Below are 18,267 nucleotides of genomic sequence, written 5' to 3' on the forward strand. Positions count from 1 at the left end.
TGATGACCCGAGGTTGGCGGACCCGCCTTCCCGGTACCTTCCCCGGAGACAGTCCGTCGGCCGGCCCAAGGAGCCGGCGTGGCAGCGGCGCTCGCTGCCACGGGACTCACCCTGTGAGGTGCGCACCGCCACCGGGCATGTCCGAGCGATCGATACGCGTCATTGCCCGAGCAATGACGCAGCCATTCCACTCGGGGTCTGTCCGAGCTTGCTCCCGGGTGCCGTCACTAGTTCGAGTCCAGTCGAGGCAGCCCTAGCAATGGGGCGAGAATCACGAACTCGCCGCAGCGAAGCTCACCGCGCATAAGCGACTGATCGCCGAGCCGACAGAACTCATCGAGGCGACTCTCGACCGCTACCGCGGCGTCACCAAGGCTGGGTCCGTCACGCCACCGGGTCGACGCTCTAGCATTCGCGCGCACGGACATCCGTGTCGGCGACGTGTGAAAACTGACCCCTGAGCGACGGCTGAAAGTGAACCCCCTCGGCCACGCTGAGGAGGGTGATGACCGTGGAGGACTGGGCGGAGATCCGGCGGCTGCATCGGGTCGAGGGATGGCGATCAAGGCGATCGCGCGCAGGCTGTTGGTCTCGAGGAACGCGGTGCGGCGGGCGCTGGCGCGGGACGCGCCGCTGAAGTACGTCCGCCCGGCGCGGGGGTCGGTGGTCGACGCGGTCGAGCCGCGGCTTCGTGAGCTGCTGGCCGGGTGCCCGACGATGCCGGCGACGGTGATCGCGCAGCGGATCGGCTGGGAGCACTCATTGACAGTGCTCAAGGACCGGGTCCGGGTGTTGCGCCCGTACTACTTGCCACCGGACCCAGCATCGCGCACGACCTATGAGCCGGGCCATCGCCTGCAGTGCGACTTGTGGTTCCCGCCGGTCGACGTGCCGCTCGGTGCCGGGCAGGTCGGGTCCCCGCCGGTGCTGGTGATGGTCGCGGGCTACTCCCGGATGATGTTCGCGATGATGTTGCCCTCGCGGCAGGCGCCTGACCTGATCGCCGGGCACTGGGCGCTGCTGCAGACCATGGGCGCGGTCGCCCGTGAACTGGTCTGGGACAACGAGTCCGCGGTCGGGTCCTGGCGGGCCGGCAAGCCGAGGCTCACGGACGACTTTGAGGCGTTCCGCGGGATCCTCGGGGTCGGTGTCCATCAGTGCCGCCCGCGGGACCCGGAGGCCAAAGGGCTGGTCGAACGCGCGAACGGCTACCTGCAGACCTCGTTCCTGCCCGGGCGCACGTTCACCGGCCCGAGCGACTTCAACGCCCAGCTGGCCGACTGGTTGCCGCTCGCGAACCAGCGCAAGCACCGGGCGCTGGGCTGCCGCCCGATCGACCGGTGGACGGTCGATCGTGACGCGATGCTGACCTTGCCGCCGGTGGCCCCGCAGCTGGGCTGGCGGGCGAGGGTTCGGTTGCCGCGGGACCACTACGTGCGGCTGGGGTCCAACGACTACTCGGTCGACCCGGTCGCGGTCGGCCGGTTCGTCGAGGTCGTCGCGGACCTGCAGCAGGTCAGTGTCCACCTGGGCGGCAAGGTCGTCGCGGTCCACCCGCGGTGCTGGGCGCGTTGGCAGACCATCACCGACCCAGCCCACAAGGCCGCCGCGCTGGCCATGTCCACCGCGGCGGCGCACCGGCCGACGCCGGAACCGGTCGATGATGTCGAGCAGCGCGACCTGTCCACCTACGACACCGCGTTCGGCCTGACGGACGTGGCCTGATGCCTGCTACCAAGTCCCGGGACGTCACCGCCGAGCTCGCGTTCCTGACCCGAGCGCTCAAGGCTCCGACCCTGCGCGAGGCGGTCGACCGGCTCGCCGAACGCGCCCGGGCCGAGTCCTGGACCCACGAGGAGTTCCTGGCCGCGTGCTTGCAACGCGAGGTCTCCGCCCGCGAGACCCACGGCGGCGAAGGGCGCATCCGGGCCGCCCGGTTCCCCGGGCGCAAGTCGATCGAGGACTTCGACTTCGAGCACGCCCGCACCCTCAAACGCGAGCAGATCGCGCACCTGGGCACCTTGGACTTCGTGACCGCCCGCGAGAACGTGGTGTTCCTCGGCCCGCCCGGCACGGGCAAGACCCACCTCGCGACCGGGATCGCGATCCGCGCCTGCCAGGCCGGGCACCGCGTCCTGTTCGCGACCGCTTCGGAGTGGGTCGACCGGCTCGCGACCGCCCACCACGAGGGGCGCCTGCAAGACGAGCTCCGCCGCTTGGCCCGCTATCCGCTGCTCGTGATCGACGAGGTCGGCTACATCCCGTTCGAACCCGAAGCCGCGAACCTGTTCTTCCAGCTCGTCTCGGCCCGCTACGAGCGCGCCTCGCTGATCGTGACCTCGAACAAGCCGTTCGGACGCTGGGGAGAAGTCTTCGGCGACGACACCGTCGCCGCCGCCATGATCGACCGGCTCGTCCACCACGCCGACGTCATCGCCCTCAAAGGCGACTCCTACCGGCTCAAAGACCGCGACCTCGGGCGACCGCCCGCGGCCGGAACCGACTGAACAACCAACGAGAGGGGTTCACTATCGTCCGTCGCCAGGGGGTTCACTTTCAGCCGTCGTTGACAATCCGGCCCCGCAACGACCGGGCGCACATCTTGACCCGAGCACCCATCTGGCTTTCGTGAGCCCTGCCGAGTCTCGTCGCGGCCACCGCCAGTGACTATCGCGAACGTCGTTCACATGCGCCGGCGCAATCGCGCAGGAAGGTCTGCTGCGCGGGTTGAGTCAGGCCGCGTTGGCGAGGAATCGTGGGGTTGTCCTCATGGCGGCGACCTCCGAAGACGGCGATGCGCGCTCGTCAGCTGCTCGGTGGCTCCGGTCGGCCGATCGAGCCGGTCACGCGGTCTGGCTCTCACGGTGGGGCAAGGTCCACCCGGGCCGGACGTAGTGGCAGGTGTAGCCAGCGGGAAACTTCTCGAGGTAGTCCTGGTGCTCTTCTTCTGCCTCCCAGAAGTCACCGACCGGTACCACCTCGGTCACGACCTGCCCGGGCCACAGCCCCGACGCGTCGACGTCCTTGATCGTGTCCAGTGCAACATCCTTCTGTGACTCGCTGGTGTAGAAGATCGCTGATCGGTAGCTCCGCCCGACGTCGTTTCCCTGCCGGTTCCGGGTCGAGGGATCATGGATCTGGAAGAAGAACTCGAGCAGATCCCGGAACGAGATGATGTCGGGGTCGAAGACGATCTCCACGCTCTCGGCGTGGTCGCCGTGATTGCGGTAGGTCGCGTTCGGGGTGTCTCCCCCGGAGTAGCCGGTGCGGGTCGAGACCACGCCCGGCCGGCGGCGCAGCAGCTCCTGCGCGCCCCAGAAACAGCCACCTGCAAGGACGGCGCGTTCGGTGCTCATGATGTTCCATCCATCTCGGGAGAGTGACCGCGCAAGGGATGCGCGTCAACGGTAAGCCTGAACCATCTGGGCCCGACGCCTTCCGACCAGGGGAGTCCTGAGGCAGCCCGCGGGATGACGTCCACGTGTGCGACGTTACTGCCGACTGGAGAGACCTGCCGTTCGCTCGTTTCGCCGAGCCCGTCTCGGTCGGTCGAAGTACTGATCGGTGATCCTGTGCATCGGAGTTCGCCTTCCTCGGCTCGTCCCCCGCCGTGGGACGACCCGCCTTGAGCCTCCAGGCCGGAAGGCCGTACCGGGTGCCGGGCCACGAACGGTAGTGGGCCAAGATCCGGTAGACGATCGAGAACAGCGATGGGTCCGCGTGTGCTTGATCAGGAACGCCGCGCCCTTGGAGCGCGGGTAGTACAGCGCCTGGGTGCTGACCGACAAGTCGCCGGGGCGGAGGTGGTGGTCATCGTCGGCTCGGTGTCCGGCGTCACAGTGAGGTGTCCGAGCCAGCAGGCATCGCCAGACACGACGAAGACACGACGACTAGCCGACCGAGACGGGTCGAGCGACGAACGATGACTCGCCACCAAACGGCCAGTGGCCATGTCAGGCTCCCGCGTTCAGGATCCCGACATGGCCTCTGACCTGCAACGATTGTGGAGCTGAGGGGATTCGAACCCCTGACCCCCTGAATCACGCGGCTCTTTCGCAGTTGCCGATGAATTCGGGAGTTCTCGCTCGATCTCGCGCTGACCAGGGCATATGCCAGGATGCAACGGGCCCTTGGCGATCCAGTATCGCCCCAACTCGCGCATCTTGGAGCGCTCTAGACGGCATTAAGTGGCTACTTTCTGGCCAGTCCCGAGTCGATAGACCGGGTCAGCTCACCAATGAAGATCACGAGCGTCGGACCGAGTAGGGCAAACCTGATGGTGGAGGGCCTGATCTACGGCCCGGAACATGGTCAGATCGCCTCCGGGACGGCGTGCGGGGCTCCGTCCGGGAGCACCGAGGCGAGGTGCGCCATGTTCGCGCCGGCGAGCAGACGGGCGGTGGTCGGGTCGAAGGGTGCGCTCATCGCTGGATGAACTCCTCCGCGAAGCGGCGCAGCGTGTCGGCACTGAGGGCGTCCTGGAAGCCGAGGATCAGCTCGTCAACACCTACCTGCTCGTACGCGGCGAGGCGCTCGTGGATCGTGGCGATCGTGCCGACGAGCCCGTACCATCCAAGATCGCCGGGAAAGACCATAGGCGCCCACGGCGGTACTGCAGCCCGAGCCTGCTTGTCGGTGTCGGCGATGATGCAGTACGACGTCGACGTCTTCGTGATCGTCGAGTAGTCGCGCCCGACGACCGCGCAGTGCTCGGCGAGGATGTCGAGCTTGCGTGCGAACTCGGTGGGCGGCTCCTGGACGTTGCACATGTCGGCGTACTCCGCGACGAGCCGGAGCGTGACCTTTTCTCCGCCCCCGGCGACCAGCACTGGAAGCCGCGGTGTCTGCACGCCGGCCGGCTGGTTGACCACGCCTGAGGCGCGGAAGTAGGTGCCCTCGAAGCTGGTCAAATCCTGTGTCCACATCGACGTCATGATCTGCAGGGCTTCCTCGAGTCGCTTCAATCGCTCGCCTGCGGCTGGGAAGTCATACCCGAACGCCCGATACTCCTCCTCGTACCATCCGGCACCGATGCCGAAGGTGAACCGTCGCGGGCGACGACGTCGAGCGTGGAGGCCATCTTCGCAAGCAGGGCCGGGTTGCGGTAGCCGTTGCCCGTGACCAGCTGGCCCAGGCGGACGCGCGTGGTGTCACGCGCCAGCGCCGCCAGGGTGGTCCAGACTTCGAAGACGTACGCGCCCGGACGGCCGAAGGGCATGAAGTGGTCGGGCGCCCAGATGGTTTCGAACCCGGTCTCGTCGGCGACAGCCGCGAGCTCGCGGATCGTGTCGAAGGCGGCGATCGGGTCGGTGTGGCCAAAGCACTCCTGGGTGGTGCCAGTCGGAAGATACAAGCTCAGCTTCATGTGAAGTCCTCACGCTCGACGAACGATTCGAGTGTGTGGACTGACGCAACGGCTAGAACGGATCGGCCCGGTTCGTACCAGTCGCGGAGGTAGCGCATCGCGGAGTGCTGTCCCGGTCGATCCTGGCCCGCCGATTGACACCGGGCCGCGGTTGGCGATTCCTCGACCGCGCGAACCAGGTCTGCTCCACATCGAATCCGAGTGATCCCAGGAAGCGGTTGGTCCGCTCCGACCGACGGACCGCCGCAGGCCGTACTTGCCGACTATGCCGCCGAGGTCGAGCAGCCCAACGCCGTGATCGCTAGCAAGGGCACGGGCCGTCAGCGCTTGACCGCATGCCACCCACGGCTGCGGCTGACGAGCGCGAGCAGCCGGTCGAGATCGCACCATTGAGCGGGTGCGTCGTGCACGGCGCCACGAGCTCACGTCGGACGTCGAAGGCATCAGGCACTGCCGTGGTGCGCTTTCCGTTGCGGCGGGCTTTGCAGTGTTGACGCGGAGGCGACCCTTATTGCCTCGGTCGCGCGGTCCGGGGTGCCGCTCGGCATTCATCGCCGGTGGACCGATGCCGTTCGACCGGTGGTGAACTCTGCATGGGGTGACCATCTCTGCACGTCGAATTCGCCAGCCGGCTCTGATATCGATCAATGGCGTCGGCAGCACGCCGCTGGCCTGGGCCGGACCCTACTTCGGGCCGGGAAGCGCTGAATTCTCACTGCAGGTGCTGCGGGACTGTGACGGCCTCCTGATGGGACGCCACACCTACGAGATCTTCGCCCGGCAGTGGCCGGGTGCGCCCGGCGAGTACGCCGCCGCGCTCAACCGCGTGAGGAAATACGTCTTCTCGTCGACCCTGAAGCTGGCCGAGTGGTCGCACACGACCGTCGTTCGCGGCGACGTATCCTCAGCCGTGGCGTCGATGAAGTCGCATCCCGGCCGGGACCTACTCATGTACGGGCACGGCCGGTTGGGCCAGAGTCTGCTGGAGGCCGGGCTGGTGGACGAGCTGACGCTCAACGTCGTTCCGGTCTTCGCCGACGGCGAGCCGCTGTTCCGTCCGGGGACGGTCCCAGGGGCCTGGGAGCTGTACGACGTCGGCCCGGGCGCCGACCCTGGTCTCGCGACGTTGACGTATCGCCCCCGCCTGGCCGCCCAGCAGGTCGCACGACCGCCCACCCGAGCGCGCCCGCGCCGATGACCGGGTCGGGCGCGACCAGTTCCTCAACGATGCTCACGCCTACCGGCGCGAGCTGCTCGTGCACTGCTACAAGATGGTCGGATCCCTCCACGAGGCCGAGGACCTGGTCCAGGAGACCTATGTCCGCGCCTGGCGGGGGTGGGACACGTTCGAGGGCCGCTCGTCGGTGCGCACATGGCTCTACCGGATCGCGAGCAACTTGTGTCTCACGGCGCTGGAGCCTCAGAGGCGCCGGCTCGTCCCTGCGGGCCTGGGAACCGAGGACGGGCTCTCTCTCGATCAGGTGACGAGCGGTTCGATCGCCTCTCCGTTCCCGACGGGGCGCAGCGCCGAGGATCACCCGCATTGACGTGTTCGTCGATCCGCGACTTGTGCCGGTCTTCGATCCACGGCACTAGGTGTACCCGGCTATCGCCTTTTTGCTCGCAGTCGGCGGATCGGCGGACAACCTCCGAGTGCGCTGTGGCTGCGACAGTGTTGTAGTTCTCGAGAAGGAGGATCGTGGGCTCGAATTCGCGGCTGTATGCCCCGACCCGACGCTTCGTCAAGATGACGCCGCACGTTGCCTGCGAGGTCCACAAACTTGACCACGACTGGGTTAGCAGGAACCAGAGTGATCGCCCACCTGAGGACGCCGTCGGGTGCTACCGATCCGAGACGCAGGATGCGCCCGGCGTCCATAGCCAGACCTTCCCGTCGCCGTCCTGGATTTCGCCGCGGTGGACCAATGTGTCGCTGACCCGGACGCGATCGGGCGCGGGCACTTGCCGTGCGCGCCAACGAGGTGGTTGCTCACAGAACGCCCTCTGCGATCTGATGTGCCGCGATTTCCGGCCGCTCGGGCGACCGCGAAGAGGGCGACGGGCTCATGACGTATCCGCCTCCGTGCGCAGTTCGTCGTACAGGTCACCGAGGTACTCCACGACGATCTTCTGGAAGCCAGGCTGGTTGAAGAACAGATCGAACATTCTGGTGTTCTCCCCGTGCCGCGCGGCGACATGGCGGGGGACCTTGTCGCGCAGCACGAGGTCGAAGTGGTCACGCGTGTTGTTCAACGCGACCACACGCAGCTCGTCGTCAGCCAGCACCTCAAGGCGTTGCTGCTCGAACCAGACCTTGTCCGCGTCGGTGGTGCCGATGCCGAACTTGTCGTTGAGCCTTTCCACCAGGGCGGACAGTTTGTCGAGCAGCGGATCCGGACCACCCTTGCCCTCACCGGGCAGAACGTCGCCGGGCTCGTCGGAACCCTCGCTCAATGCGGCGTTCTCCTCCTCCGCGGTCAGCGCCGTACGCAGATGTGTCAACTCGACCTGATCGGACACCAACGGCATCGGATCCGACTCGGAGCGAGGCAACTGAGTGGCCAAAGCCTTGCCGAACAGGTACAACCGTTCGAGCTCCCGATCGGTCCAGGTCATGATCTGCGCCATGAAGGCGTATGCCCGAACGTATGACGTCAGCGCGCCACGGAACGTCTCCTGGTCGTCATCGTCAAGCGCGCCGAACCGGTCGACAGTCTTGCCAAGCTGGGTATAGACGACCTGCTGCTGCGACTGCTGCCCCGACAACAACGCCTGGACCGCCAGGTCCATCTCGTGCTCGTCGAGGATGCTCGCGGACATCAGCGTGTGCTGCAGGTTGTAGATGTCATTGGGCTCGGCCGCATAAGCCGTCGACGACTCGTAGAACGGGCCGAACGCTTCCTGGATCTCCTCGACCGTGTTGGCGAAGTCCAGGACGAACGTGTCGTCCTTGCCGGGGTGCGTGCGGTTCAGTCGCGACAGCGTCTGCACGGCCTTGACGTTGGCGAGCTTCTTGTCAACGTACATCGTGTGCAGCAACGGCTGGTCGAACCCCGTCTGGTACTTCTCCGCCACAACGAGCAGGTGGTAGTCCTCACCGCCGAATCGGCCGGGCAGCTCCCCCTCGCCGAACCCGTTCATGAGCGCCTCGGTGTAGCTGACCTCCGGGGCCTCCGGCAGCTCAAGGGACCCGGAGAACGCCACGAGAGAGCGCAGCGGACGTGGGCCCGTGTCGTAGCCCTTCTCGGAAATGTAAGCGTCGACAGCCTGCTTGTAGCGGACCGCGTGCTCACGGGAGCGGGTCACGATCATGGCCTTGGCCTGCCCGTTCACCTTCCCGCGCGTCTTGGCGCGGAAGTGCTCGACGATGATCTCGGCCTTGGCCCGCAGATTCGTCGGATGCAACGAAACGAACCGGGCCAGCTCGGCACGCGCCTTGTCGACCGGCACCTCCGGGTCCTCTGGCTCGGTCGTCGCGAGCTTGAAGTACGTCGAGTAGGTCGAGTAGTTCGCAAGCACATCGAGGATGAACCCCTCCTCGATGGCCTGCCGCATCGAGTACAGGTGGAACGGCACGAACGTGTCCTTCTCCCCACCCACCCCCGGCACCCGCTCACCGAACAGGTTCAGCGTCTTCGGCTTAGGGGTGGCTGTGAAGGCCACATAGGTCAGGTTCTGCTGCGCCCGACGAGCCGCTGCGGAGTGCGCGATCACGTCCGTGCCCAGGTCGACGCCCTCGTCCCCGTCACTCTCCTCGGCCTGCAGCTCAGCGATCTCGCCCGCCGAGAGCACTTGCTGAAGCTGCTTGATCGACTCCCCCGACGTCGAGGAATGCGCCTCGTCCACGAGCACCGCGAAAGACTTCCCGACGACATCAGCCGCCAGCTCGGCGACGACGGGAAACTTCTGAAGCGTGGTGATGATGACGCGTGCGGCGTGGCCCTGGAGCGCCTCCTTGAGCTGGGCCGAGTTCTTGTCGATCCGCACGATCGTGCCCGGCGTGTGCTCCAACCCCGCCACCGTGTCCTGCAGCTGACGGTTCAGAACGACCCGGTCGGTGATCACAATGACCTTGTCGAAGATCGGCTCGTTCGCCGCGTTATGCAGCCGCGACAACGCGTGCGCGGTCCACGCGATAGTGTTCGACTTCCCCGACCCCGCCGAGTGCTGGACCAGCCGATTCGCGCCGGCGCCGTCGCGCAGCGTCGCCGCGATGATCGACCGCACCGCGTGCCACTGGTGATACCGCGGGAACAGGATCGTGTCGCCCTCGGCGTGCACGAATGATCCGATCAGGTCCAGCCACGCGTCGCGCTGCCAGACCTGCTCCCACAGGTACGACGAGTCGTACCCGGACGGGTTCGACGGGTTCCCGTCTCCCCCCTTCTCCCCCGGACCTCCGGTGCCCTGGTTGAACGGCAGGAACCGGGTCTTCTCCTTGGCCAGCTTCGTCGTCATGTAGACCCGGTGAGGGTCGACGGCGAAGTGCACGAATGCCCGCGACCGGAAAATCCGGTCGGCTGGGTTGCGGTCCGTGCGGTATTGCCGCATCGCATCCTGCACGCCCTGCCGGGTGAGCGTGTTCTTCAGCTCCGCGGTCGCGGTTGGGATGCCATTGACGACGAGGACCAGGTCCAGGGAGTCACTCGTCGTGGACTCGCTGTGGTGCAACTGGCGAACGATCGCCATGCGGTTCGCGCCGTAGCGAACCGTCAGGGCATCGGTGAGCGCGTTAGCCGGCTTGAAGAAGCAAGTGTGGAACGTGAGCCCATTGAGCTTCATGGCGTCCCGCAAAACGCTGATTGTTCCCCGGTGGTCGAGCTGCGCCGCGACGTGCTGCGCCACCTTCACCCGCGCGACGCCTTCGCCGCCGAGCCGGGTGACCAGCTGCTTCCACACGGTCGGCTGCGATTGCTCGATGAACTGCAGCAGCACATCCGGGAACAAGCCCAACTCGCGGTCGTACCCACCCGGCGCGAGCCTGGACCACCCGCGGGTCAGCAGGCGTGCCTCGATGCTCGCCTCGAACGCCTCCTCCGTGTGCACGCTCATGCCGGGACGCTCCTGGTCGAGGCGGTGGTGACGTCGAACTCACCGATGACCGCGGCGGTGATTAGCGACTGCTTGTACTCCCGCAGCAATTCGATGTGCCTCTGCACGGCACCCACGTGAGAGATCGTCCGCATATCGAGCTCGTTAAGCGCCGATCCGATCGCGCGCTGCTGATCGAGACCCGGGATCGGCACCGCGATGTCTTGAAGGTCAGGAAAGTAGATGGTCTTGTGCGTGGATCCCATAGCCAGATGCCCGAGGAGGTACGGGCGCATCAGGCGCAATAGCCCGAGTAGGAATCGCGGGGCGAGGTCTCCACCACAGGTCCAAGTCACGAAGTCCTGACTCGTCGCCATCGGAGCGCCCATTATGATTGCGAACCCCGCCGACCCAGAGGTCCGGCTTAGCGCGACGGTCTGGGCCGGGTGCATTACGGCCGCGCTGTTCTCAAGGCCCGTCTGGCTGATAGTTAGCACCGTCTCGCTCAACGTCGTGATGTCATCTCTGCGAAACCGGTACACGTCTGAGGTAGTCAGCCAAGGAAGGGAGCAATCTATCCAGTACTCGGCGTTCGATCGCGACGGCGTGTGTCCGGTCCCCATCCGTGCCAGATGCGAAAGGCGACGGACAGTCCATCCCTCCCCGACTCGCTCCGCCCAAGGCAGCGTTGTCTCTACGGTGGCGCCCGAATCGAGTCCAAGGAGTGCATTCCGGGCGGCACTGGCGCGGGTGGATTCCAGTAGAGCCAGCGACCTGCTCCGCGCATCGATAATTCGGTCGATTCGAGAAATGTGCTCGTCGAGGAAGTCCGCGATCCGTCGCTGCTCGTCGACAGGCGGAAGCGGCACATCGAGGGCTTCGAGATCCGGCATGTAGATCGTGAGATGCGTTGAGCCATACGCCAGGCGATCGAACTCGCTCTTCATCGCGGCAATGGTGTAGAGCAGGTACCGGGGATCGAGCCGCTTCGTCGCCGCCCACGTCACGAATGCTTGCGTCGTGGCCATGGGGGCCCCGGTGATGCAGAAGAGGCCGACCGACGCCGTGCGGCAAAACATTACGGTGTGGCTCGGGTGAACCACAGCGGCACTATTCGCAACACCGATCTCACTCACATGTTGCTCAGTGCCGAGCAAGGGCTCGAACGCGGACTTGCGCTTACTCAAATCGGCCGCAGTTACCCACGGGATCGTGCAGTCCACCCAGTATTCAGGCTTCGCGCGATCTGGGGTGTGCCCTGTTCCAACAGCCGCGACGTACTTCAGCCGAGTCCAGTCCCAGTCAGCCGGGACCGTCCGACTCCACGCCTCGGGCAAGGTCGTCACAGTCCGAGGCCTTTCATCCAGTCCTGGATCTGGGCTTCGAGTTCGCGGATCTCCCCGGCAATCTCGTCGACCGGCCTGGGTGGCGTGTAGACGTAGAACTGCCGGGTGAAGGGAAGTTCGTAGCCGATCTTCGTCTTGCTGTGGTCGATCCACGCGTCCGGGACGTAGGGGTGGATGTCGTCGCTCAAGTGCGTCTCAGCGGTTTCGTGGAGGGCCTTGGCGCGCTGCTGGTCGGTCATGGCGATGTAGCCGGCGGGCAGCGGGATGTTCTCGAAGTCGCGCAGGTCCGCGTCCGGCTCCGGGGCACCCTTCTTGAGGATCGGCGCCGCGTTCTCGTCGTACACGGCTGCTGCCTTGAGGATGGCTCGCCGGGTCTTGGCGTCCAGGCCGCCGTTGGCGACCGTCGCCATGCCATTGAGGACTGTCGTGAACTTCGCCTCGGAGTCGACCGCGGTCCCGAGCGTGCCTTCGAACGGGGCTCGAGCATCGTCGGGAAGCAATGTGAGGACTTCGTCGGTCACTTCCCAGCGGCGCCTCAGCGGGCGTTCGACGGTGATGCGCTGGAACCCGAAGGTCTCGTTCGGGAGGATCTTGACTCGAGCGTCGTCGGGAAGCTCGTCGTAGAGCCGCACGATCTGGTCGATCGAGTCGTCGGTCAGGGTCTTGCGCTTGTCCCCCAACGACTTGCGCATTTTGGTGAACATCTCGCGTCCGTCGATCAGAGCGACCGATCCGGCGCGGTGGGCGGCCTTGGCGTTGGTCAGGATCCAGACGTAGGTGAAGATGCCGGTGTTGTAGAACATCTGGTCGGGCAGGGCGACGATGCCCTCGAGCCAGTCGTTCTCGATGATCCATCGGCGGATCTCCGATTCTCCTGACCCGGCCGCTCCGGAGAACAGTGGGGAGCCGGACAGGACGACCCCTACGCGCGAGCCGGACTTCATCTTCGAGAGCATGTGCTGCAGGAACAGGAACGACCCGTCCGAGATCCGCGGCAGGCCCGCCCCGAACCGGCCGCTGAACCCGAGCGAGGTGGCTTCGGCGGTGATGGGGGCGGCGTAGCTCTTCCAATCCACGCCGTAGGGCGGGTTGGCGAGCATGTAGTCGAACTTGGTGTTTGGGTAAGCGTCCTGGGTCAGGGAGTTGCCGAACGCCATGTTGTCGGCGCCGACGTTCTGGATGAGCAGGTCGGAGCGGGCGATTGCCCAGGTCTCGGGGTTGAGCTCTTGTCCGAACACCTGGACTTTCGCGGTGTCGTTCAGGGTGCGAATGCGGTCCATCGCGGCGGTGAGCATCCCGCCGGTGCCTGCCGCGGGGTCGTACACGGTGCGCACGGGCATCGTGGCACCTTCGAGGGCGTCGGCGGACTGGCCAGACAGCAGCAGGTCGACGACCAGGCGGATGACCTCGCGCGGTGTGTAGTGCTCGCCCGCAGTTTCGTTGCTCATTTCAGAAAATTTGCGTAGGAGCTCTTCGAAGATCAGGCCCATGTCCTCGTTGGACACCACGCTCGGGCTGACCTTGAGGTCCGCGAAGTCTGAGAGCACCCCGTACAGGATTCCCGCAGCGTCCATGCGGGCGACCTTGCCGGTGAAGTCGTACCGCTCGATGATCTCGAACGCCGCCGGCGACAGGCCGCCGACGTAGGCGTGCAGGTTCTCGGCGACGTTCTTGTCGTCTGCCAGCAAGGTGGCGAACGTCAGCGGTGAGGTGTTGTAGAACGGCACTCCCGCGATCCCCCGCAGCACGAAGTCCTCGCCCGGGCCGAGCTTCTTGTCCCCGAACATCGAAACCTGCCGCATCACCTGGACCTTGGTGGGTTCCAGGACGGCGTCCAGACGCCGAAGGACCAGCAAGGGAAGCATGGTGCTGCCATACTCGTGCGGCTTGAAGCTGCCGCGCAGCTTGTCGGCGACCTTCCAGATGAACGCAACCTTGTCCTGGAAGCCCTGCGGCTGCGACATCCTGCTCCTTCGCGGGTGACCCACGGCCCGGATGCGTCCGAACCGTGCACGCGACGCGCTGCGTAGCGGCACCTGCGATCGTAGCCACGCCGTCAGGGCGGCCAACGCACGAATCGACGCGCCGCACGAGACGAACTTCCACGTCATCACCGCCGCATTCGTCGGCCGAGTCGGGAATTGAGCAGGCTGCACTCCACCGAGATGTAGACCTCGACCCGCACGCCCGGTCCAAGCCATCGACGATCCGCCATGGCCCCGTGCCGCGCGCAGATGCCCAGCAGCGTCTTCGGGTGGGCTACCGCGTGTGGCGGATCATCGAAGCCAGCGATGGCCCGAGCGTCGCGGCCGCGTGGATGGCGGGCGCCAATCCGCGCCTCGACGAGGCGACGCCCGTGACCTACGTGCGCGAACTGCGAACCCGAGAGGTTGTCGGGGCCGCTGCAGCGTTCGCCGACGACGTGGTCGGGTGACGGGGGCAGACGACCACCGTTGCCCCAGGACGGGGCTCTGCCTGGTGTCCGCTCAGGGCCAACGTGCGTACCGCGTGGCCAAGAGACGCGTACGTACGTCGCGATGGCGTGCTCGGCGTGCGGGCCAACACCATCGTCGGTCACATCAACGGCGACGCCCTCGATACGCGCGGGCGCTTCGACACTCTCGGACGAACCGTCTACTTCTCCGACTCCCCCGAAGCCGCGTTCGCGGAGGTGTTCTCACCGTTCCGTCGAGAGCGCGGTGCCCTCGCGGCCGACGCGGCCGCGTCCGGGATGGGGCTCGACGAGTACATCGACGCTGTCACGGAAGACGCCGAGGCCCGTGGCATGGACACCCCCTGGGGCATCGGCGGCGACTGGCAGATGGCCCGCTCCCTGTACCGTGTCCGGATGCCGCTTCAAGGGTGGTGGGTCGACATTGAGCACCGCGACACGCTGGCCGCCATCACAAAGAACATGACGGCCACCCTGGGAGGGACACGTCGTCGCACAGCACTTCGAACCGATCTCCGACGAGGAGGTCGCGGGCGCGCCTATCCGAGGGCCGAGTACGCCGGGTATCCAACTGTCAGGCGTCGGATGCCTGCCGATGATCGTCCTCGGCCTGGTGATCTACGGCCTCTGGAGATCCGGCCCCTTCGGCTAGTAGCCGCACCTGCTCCCCCGCGTGTCGCGCGGGACACGACAATCGAGCGACCCGTGCGCCCGGTGGTACGCCGCGACGGCACCGGAAACGCTCGCCGCACTGGGCTGGAGGCGAGCATGCACGGGCGACATCATCACCCTGCAGTGCTGGCGTGAGGGCCCGAACCCGCTTGCACAGCCCTGCTCTGTTGACCGACGGCGCGGGCAGGAACGGATCTCACGTCCTCGGGTCGTGCCCGACCACTGCCCGGTGAGCTTCCCACGAACCCGACCTGCACCGAACTTCAGCAACGCATCGGGTCCGAACGCGAGGACTCTCCAACCACTCGCCGCCCCCGGAATCCCGCTGAGCCGGTCGAAGCGCTCTCGCCGGGCCGGCACCCCCGTTGTGGCCCGTCCGGTCCGATAGCAACAGTTGACGAAGCCGGGGCCGCCACTACTCTTCGAACATGCGTTCGATACCGGGTCTCGAACGGGTGCCCCTGCACGACCAGCCGATCGACGCTCCGGTGGAAGCTCGCGCTAGAGAACGGCTCGTCCAGCCCGAGACACCGATGCCCGTGACCGCGTGGATCACGAGCGGGCGCGGCAGGTCGTTCGTGGCGCGGGCGCACGCGGTCGCGTGGACAACGCGGCAGGTCCGGGTTCGTTACATCGATGCTGGAGGCCGCGAAGGCTTCGCGTGGGTGTGGGCATCGGCCGTCGCCCGTCGATAACCAGTTTTGCGCGTCGCGGCGCCGGCGCGCCGGCACTACCGCGTCGGCCCGCCGGACGCGGGGACCTTGACCGGGCCCCGAGGGAACGCGACCTCGCCGTGCTCCTTGCCTACCCGGTTCGCGACATCAATTCGGCAGATGCGACACCTGACACTGACGCCGTGGGTCGACGCAGAACCACACGTCCCTCGCGGGCCAGCTCTTTACGCAGCGCCCCGCGCCTCAGTCGAGGGCCTTCATGAACGACCACAGGTGTCCCTCGAGGTCGTTCGCGCTGTAGACGCGGTACCCGTAGGCCCGGTCGACGGGGCCGTCCTGCACGGCTGCGCCCACCGCGAGGGAGTGTGCGTGGTGCGCGTCGACGTCGTCCACCAGGACAGCGACGGACCCGGTCGACGCCCCCAGCGAACGGGGCGATGCCAGCCGGTAGGACTCCTGCTCCGGGTGCATCCAGATGACACCGTCGCCCGCATACACCTCGCCATGCACGACGTGGCCGTCGCCGTCGCGCGTCAGCTCGCCCGGTACGAGTCCGAATGTCCTGACCAACCAGGCATGCGCGGCGCCGATGTCGGTGTACACCAGCAGCATGATCCGCTGCTGGGCCGAGGGCTCCATCGTGGTCATCGCCTCGACGACCGCCAGCAGGTCGGTGCCGTCCGACGCAAGCGCTCCCGCGACCCGCGACCGCAGCCGCGCGGTCGCCTCGAGCCTCTCGTCGAGGGTGGCCAGGTGGGTGCGCATCGCCGACGCCAGGTCCCACGCCGGGTCGTCGAGCGCCCGCTGCACCTCTGCCAGCCCCATGCCGAGCCGGCGCAGCAGGCAGATCCGGTAGAGCCGCTCGGCGTCCGCGGCGTCATACAACCGGTGGCCCGCGCCGCTGCGGCCCGACGGTGTGAGCAGCCCGATCTGCTCGTAGTAGTGCAGCGTGCGGACCGTCAGCCCGCTCGCCGCCGCCAGCTCGCCCACCCTGTCGCCCGTCTCCATTCAAGAGACGCTAGGACCTGACGCGGCGTCAGAGACAAGAGGCCGTTGGCCGATCCGCCCGACTAGCGGACGAAGGTGAAGAAGGACTGGAGCTCGGCCGCGACGGCCTCAGGCTGCTCCCAAGCGGCAAAGTGCCGCCACGCTCAGGCTCGTTCCAATAGCGGATGTCGGTGAACCGTCGTTCCGCCTCTTCCTGGGACGGCCCTGGAGCTCGTAGGCAAAGACGCTGCAGCCCGTCGGGGTGTGCACGAGGTCGCGCTCCTCGACCGGCCCCTCGAGCCAGCGGACGACGTCATCCAGGCTCTCCCCGTACAGCGGGCAGCCGCCGCGCCGGTGCGCGGAAGCCAGTAGAGCGCGCGAGCTCGTCACGGTGACTCGCTTTCATCGCCTGCAGTCGCAACCGATCCGGTGTCGGCTACAAAGGCGGCCGACGAGGTCCCGCGTGTCAACGCCGGGCGCGCCCGGTTGCTCGGGGTGCCGTCATTGCCTTGGGCAATGACTCACCGATCACGACGCCCCCGAGCCGGGTCTAGTTGCCGTCATCGGCGCGGTCTGATCAAGCCGCGGGATGACGGCCTGCCCAATGACGGCGCACGTCATCGGGCAGCGTGATGACGCGGCTATGACGCGAAGTGCCGTCCTCGATTCTGTTCGGTGCCGTCATCGGTCCGTCTATCGGTGCTGAGCAGCGTCGCTGGTGTCCCTACGACACCGGAGGCGGAGATGAGGATGACGGCCGATGGCGGCGATGATGTGCCGCTGCGGATCACGCGCGATCGCGACGGTTTGCTGGCCGCGTTGGCGGCGATCGACAACGAAGGCTGGGACGGGCCGGTGGCCGAGCTGCTGCTCCGATTCGTCCGAGACGAGATCGCTCGGCCGCTGGCGATCGAGAGCGGCCTGCGCGGCACGGCCGCGTCCCAGGGCGAAGCGAGCGCGTGGGAGGCGGTCTGGATCAACCTGACCAAGCCGGGGCTGCGCCGGTCCGCGTCACCGTGGGGTGTTCTCTGGCAGTCGGCCAGGCGCGCTGTGCTCGGCGAAATCATCGCTGCCCGATACGTCACAACCGAGGCCAATGCCTGGGAGCTGCGCCGGCCGCGCAGGGGCCGTGATCCGGTGAGGATGCCCACGAGCCTGGACGCCCTGCTCGCCGCAGGCTGGGAGCCTGTGGATCGGTCGGCCGACCACGTCTCTGATGATCGCGCACTGTCCGAAGGCCTTGTTCGGCCAGCGGTCCGGGCCCTGGCCCGGGCGGGGTGGCCAAGGCTGCAGGCCAAGCAAATCGTCGACGCGGTCATCGAAATCCGCGCGGCCCCAGACGAGCGGCGCAGCGCCGTCGGCTGGCGCCCGATGGCGGTCAAACTCGAGTTGCCGCCCTGGCAAGCGCGCCGGCTGTGCGTGGTGCTGCGCGGCACCACGACCTGGCCCGGTCTCTTCGCTCGACTCCTAACCGACGGACCGCGGGCTGCGCAGAACCCGCAGATGCGCGCCGCGTTGCGCGCGACCCGCGTCCGTCGCCACCGCTCCCCCGCGCTGGCCGCCGAACTCGCGGCCATGAGCCAGGGCGGTCATCCACAGGATCTCGCGTCGTGAGATTCATCCACAGATCTTCTCCGAGGCGTCGCGTCTTCTTTGCTTTGTGCGACACCTGCTCTATGAGCGGTCCCGCACGACGAGTCAGGGTTCGTCCTGACTGCGGGCATAGACGGTGTGAAGGGT

Annotated in this window: 13 protein-coding genes and 1 pseudogene; 7 read left to right on the forward strand and 7 right to left on the reverse strand. The window is 66.9% G+C overall.

Annotation, left to right across the window (positions count from 1 at the left end; all coding sequences use genetic code 11):
- Window positions 1–502: 502 nt before the first annotated feature.
- Both istA and istB read left to right on the forward strand, forming a co-directional pair.
- Window positions 503–1,725: pseudogene (istA, locus tag ACPPVS_RS12555) on the forward strand (IS21 family transposase).
- Complete coding sequence (gene istB, locus ACPPVS_RS12560; RefSeq protein WP_426592599.1) at window positions 1,725–2,507, forward strand: IS21-like element helper ATPase IstB; 783 nt, start codon at window positions 1,725–1,727, stop codon at window positions 2,505–2,507. Before istA ends, istB begins: the two are co-directional and overlap by 1 nt.
- Before the next feature lie 336 nt (window positions 2,508–2,843).
- Here the strand turns inward: istB and msrA are convergent, their stop codons facing one another.
- The 3 genes from msrA to ACPPVS_RS12575 form a co-directional block, all read right to left on the reverse strand.
- Window positions 2,844–3,356, reverse strand: coding sequence for a peptide-methionine (S)-S-oxide reductase MsrA (gene msrA / locus ACPPVS_RS12565; RefSeq protein WP_426592600.1), 513 nt, complete (start codon window positions 3,354–3,356; stop codon window positions 2,844–2,846).
- 1,065 nt (window positions 3,357–4,421) lie between these two features.
- Window positions 4,422–5,033: an LLM class flavin-dependent oxidoreductase gene (locus ACPPVS_RS12570; protein ID WP_426595967.1), complete on the reverse strand. Its 612-nt coding sequence runs from the start codon at window positions 5,031–5,033 to the stop codon at window positions 4,422–4,424.
- Complete coding sequence (locus tag ACPPVS_RS12575; protein WP_426592601.1) at window positions 4,961–5,365, reverse strand: LLM class flavin-dependent oxidoreductase; 405 nt, start codon at window positions 5,363–5,365, stop codon at window positions 4,961–4,963. The genes ACPPVS_RS12570 and ACPPVS_RS12575 overlap by 73 nt, the downstream gene beginning before the upstream one ends.
- A gap of 598 nt (window positions 5,366–5,963) precedes the next feature.
- Here ACPPVS_RS12575 and ACPPVS_RS12580 point away from each other — a divergent pair.
- Entirely contained in the window at window positions 5,964–6,563 is a 600-nt protein-coding gene (locus ACPPVS_RS12580) for a dihydrofolate reductase family protein (RefSeq protein WP_426592602.1), read from the forward strand.
- Between the two features lie 73 nt (window positions 6,564–6,636).
- Window positions 6,637–6,912 carry a sigma factor gene (locus tag ACPPVS_RS12585; protein WP_426592603.1) on the forward strand — a complete coding sequence of 92 codons (276 nt, stop codon included), beginning with the start codon at window positions 6,637–6,639 and terminating at the stop codon, window positions 6,910–6,912.
- Between the two features lie 517 nt (window positions 6,913–7,429).
- Here the strand turns inward: ACPPVS_RS12585 and ACPPVS_RS12590 are convergent.
- The 3 genes from ACPPVS_RS12590 to ACPPVS_RS12600 are packed head-to-tail and all read right to left on the reverse strand — an operon-like array spanning window position 7,430 to window position 13,706.
- Window positions 7,430–10,417 carry a type I restriction endonuclease subunit R gene (locus tag ACPPVS_RS12590; RefSeq protein ID WP_426592604.1) on the reverse strand — a complete coding sequence of 996 codons (2,988 nt, stop codon included), beginning with the start codon at window positions 10,415–10,417 and terminating at the stop codon, window positions 7,430–7,432.
- Entirely contained in the window at window positions 10,414–11,742 is a 1,329-nt protein-coding gene (locus ACPPVS_RS12595) for a restriction endonuclease subunit S (protein ID WP_426592605.1), read from the reverse strand. Before ACPPVS_RS12595 ends, ACPPVS_RS12590 begins: the two co-directional genes overlap by 4 nt.
- The gene (locus tag ACPPVS_RS12600; protein WP_426592606.1) at window positions 11,739–13,706 is read right to left on the reverse strand and encodes a type I restriction-modification system subunit M; all 1,968 of its coding nucleotides are present in this window, start codon (window positions 13,704–13,706) and stop codon (window positions 11,739–11,741) included. Before ACPPVS_RS12600 ends, ACPPVS_RS12595 begins: the two co-directional genes overlap by 4 nt.
- 290 nt (window positions 13,707–13,996) lie before the next feature.
- Between ACPPVS_RS12600 and ACPPVS_RS12605 the strand changes: the two genes are divergently transcribed.
- Together ACPPVS_RS12605 and ACPPVS_RS12610 are read left to right on the forward strand one after the other, a co-directional pair.
- On the forward strand, window positions 13,997–14,176 hold the full coding sequence (locus ACPPVS_RS12605; protein WP_426592607.1) for a hypothetical protein: 180 nt from the start codon (window positions 13,997–13,999) through the stop codon (window positions 14,174–14,176).
- Between the two features lie 117 nt (window positions 14,177–14,293).
- Window positions 14,294–15,001, forward strand: coding sequence for a hypothetical protein (locus ACPPVS_RS12610; protein WP_426592608.1), 708 nt, complete (start codon window positions 14,294–14,296; stop codon window positions 14,999–15,001).
- A gap of 782 nt (window positions 15,002–15,783) precedes the next feature.
- Here ACPPVS_RS12610 and ACPPVS_RS12615 read toward each other — a convergent pair.
- Window positions 15,784–16,548: a MerR family transcriptional regulator gene (locus ACPPVS_RS12615; protein ID WP_426592609.1), complete on the reverse strand. Its 765-nt coding sequence runs from the start codon at window positions 16,546–16,548 to the stop codon at window positions 15,784–15,786.
- Window positions 16,549–17,277: 729 nt separating this feature from the next.
- On the opposite strand from ACPPVS_RS12615, the gene ACPPVS_RS12620 reads away from it, so the two are divergent.
- A complete protein-coding gene (locus ACPPVS_RS12620; RefSeq protein ID WP_426592610.1) occupies window positions 17,278–18,141 on the forward strand; it encodes a hypothetical protein in 864 nt (287 codons plus the stop codon).
- Window positions 18,142–18,267 lie beyond the last annotated feature (126 nt).

The organism is Cellulomonas sp. McL0617 (genome assembly GCF_049994875.1).
GTDB lineage: Bacteria > Actinomycetota > Actinomycetes > Actinomycetales > Cellulomonadaceae > Cellulomonas.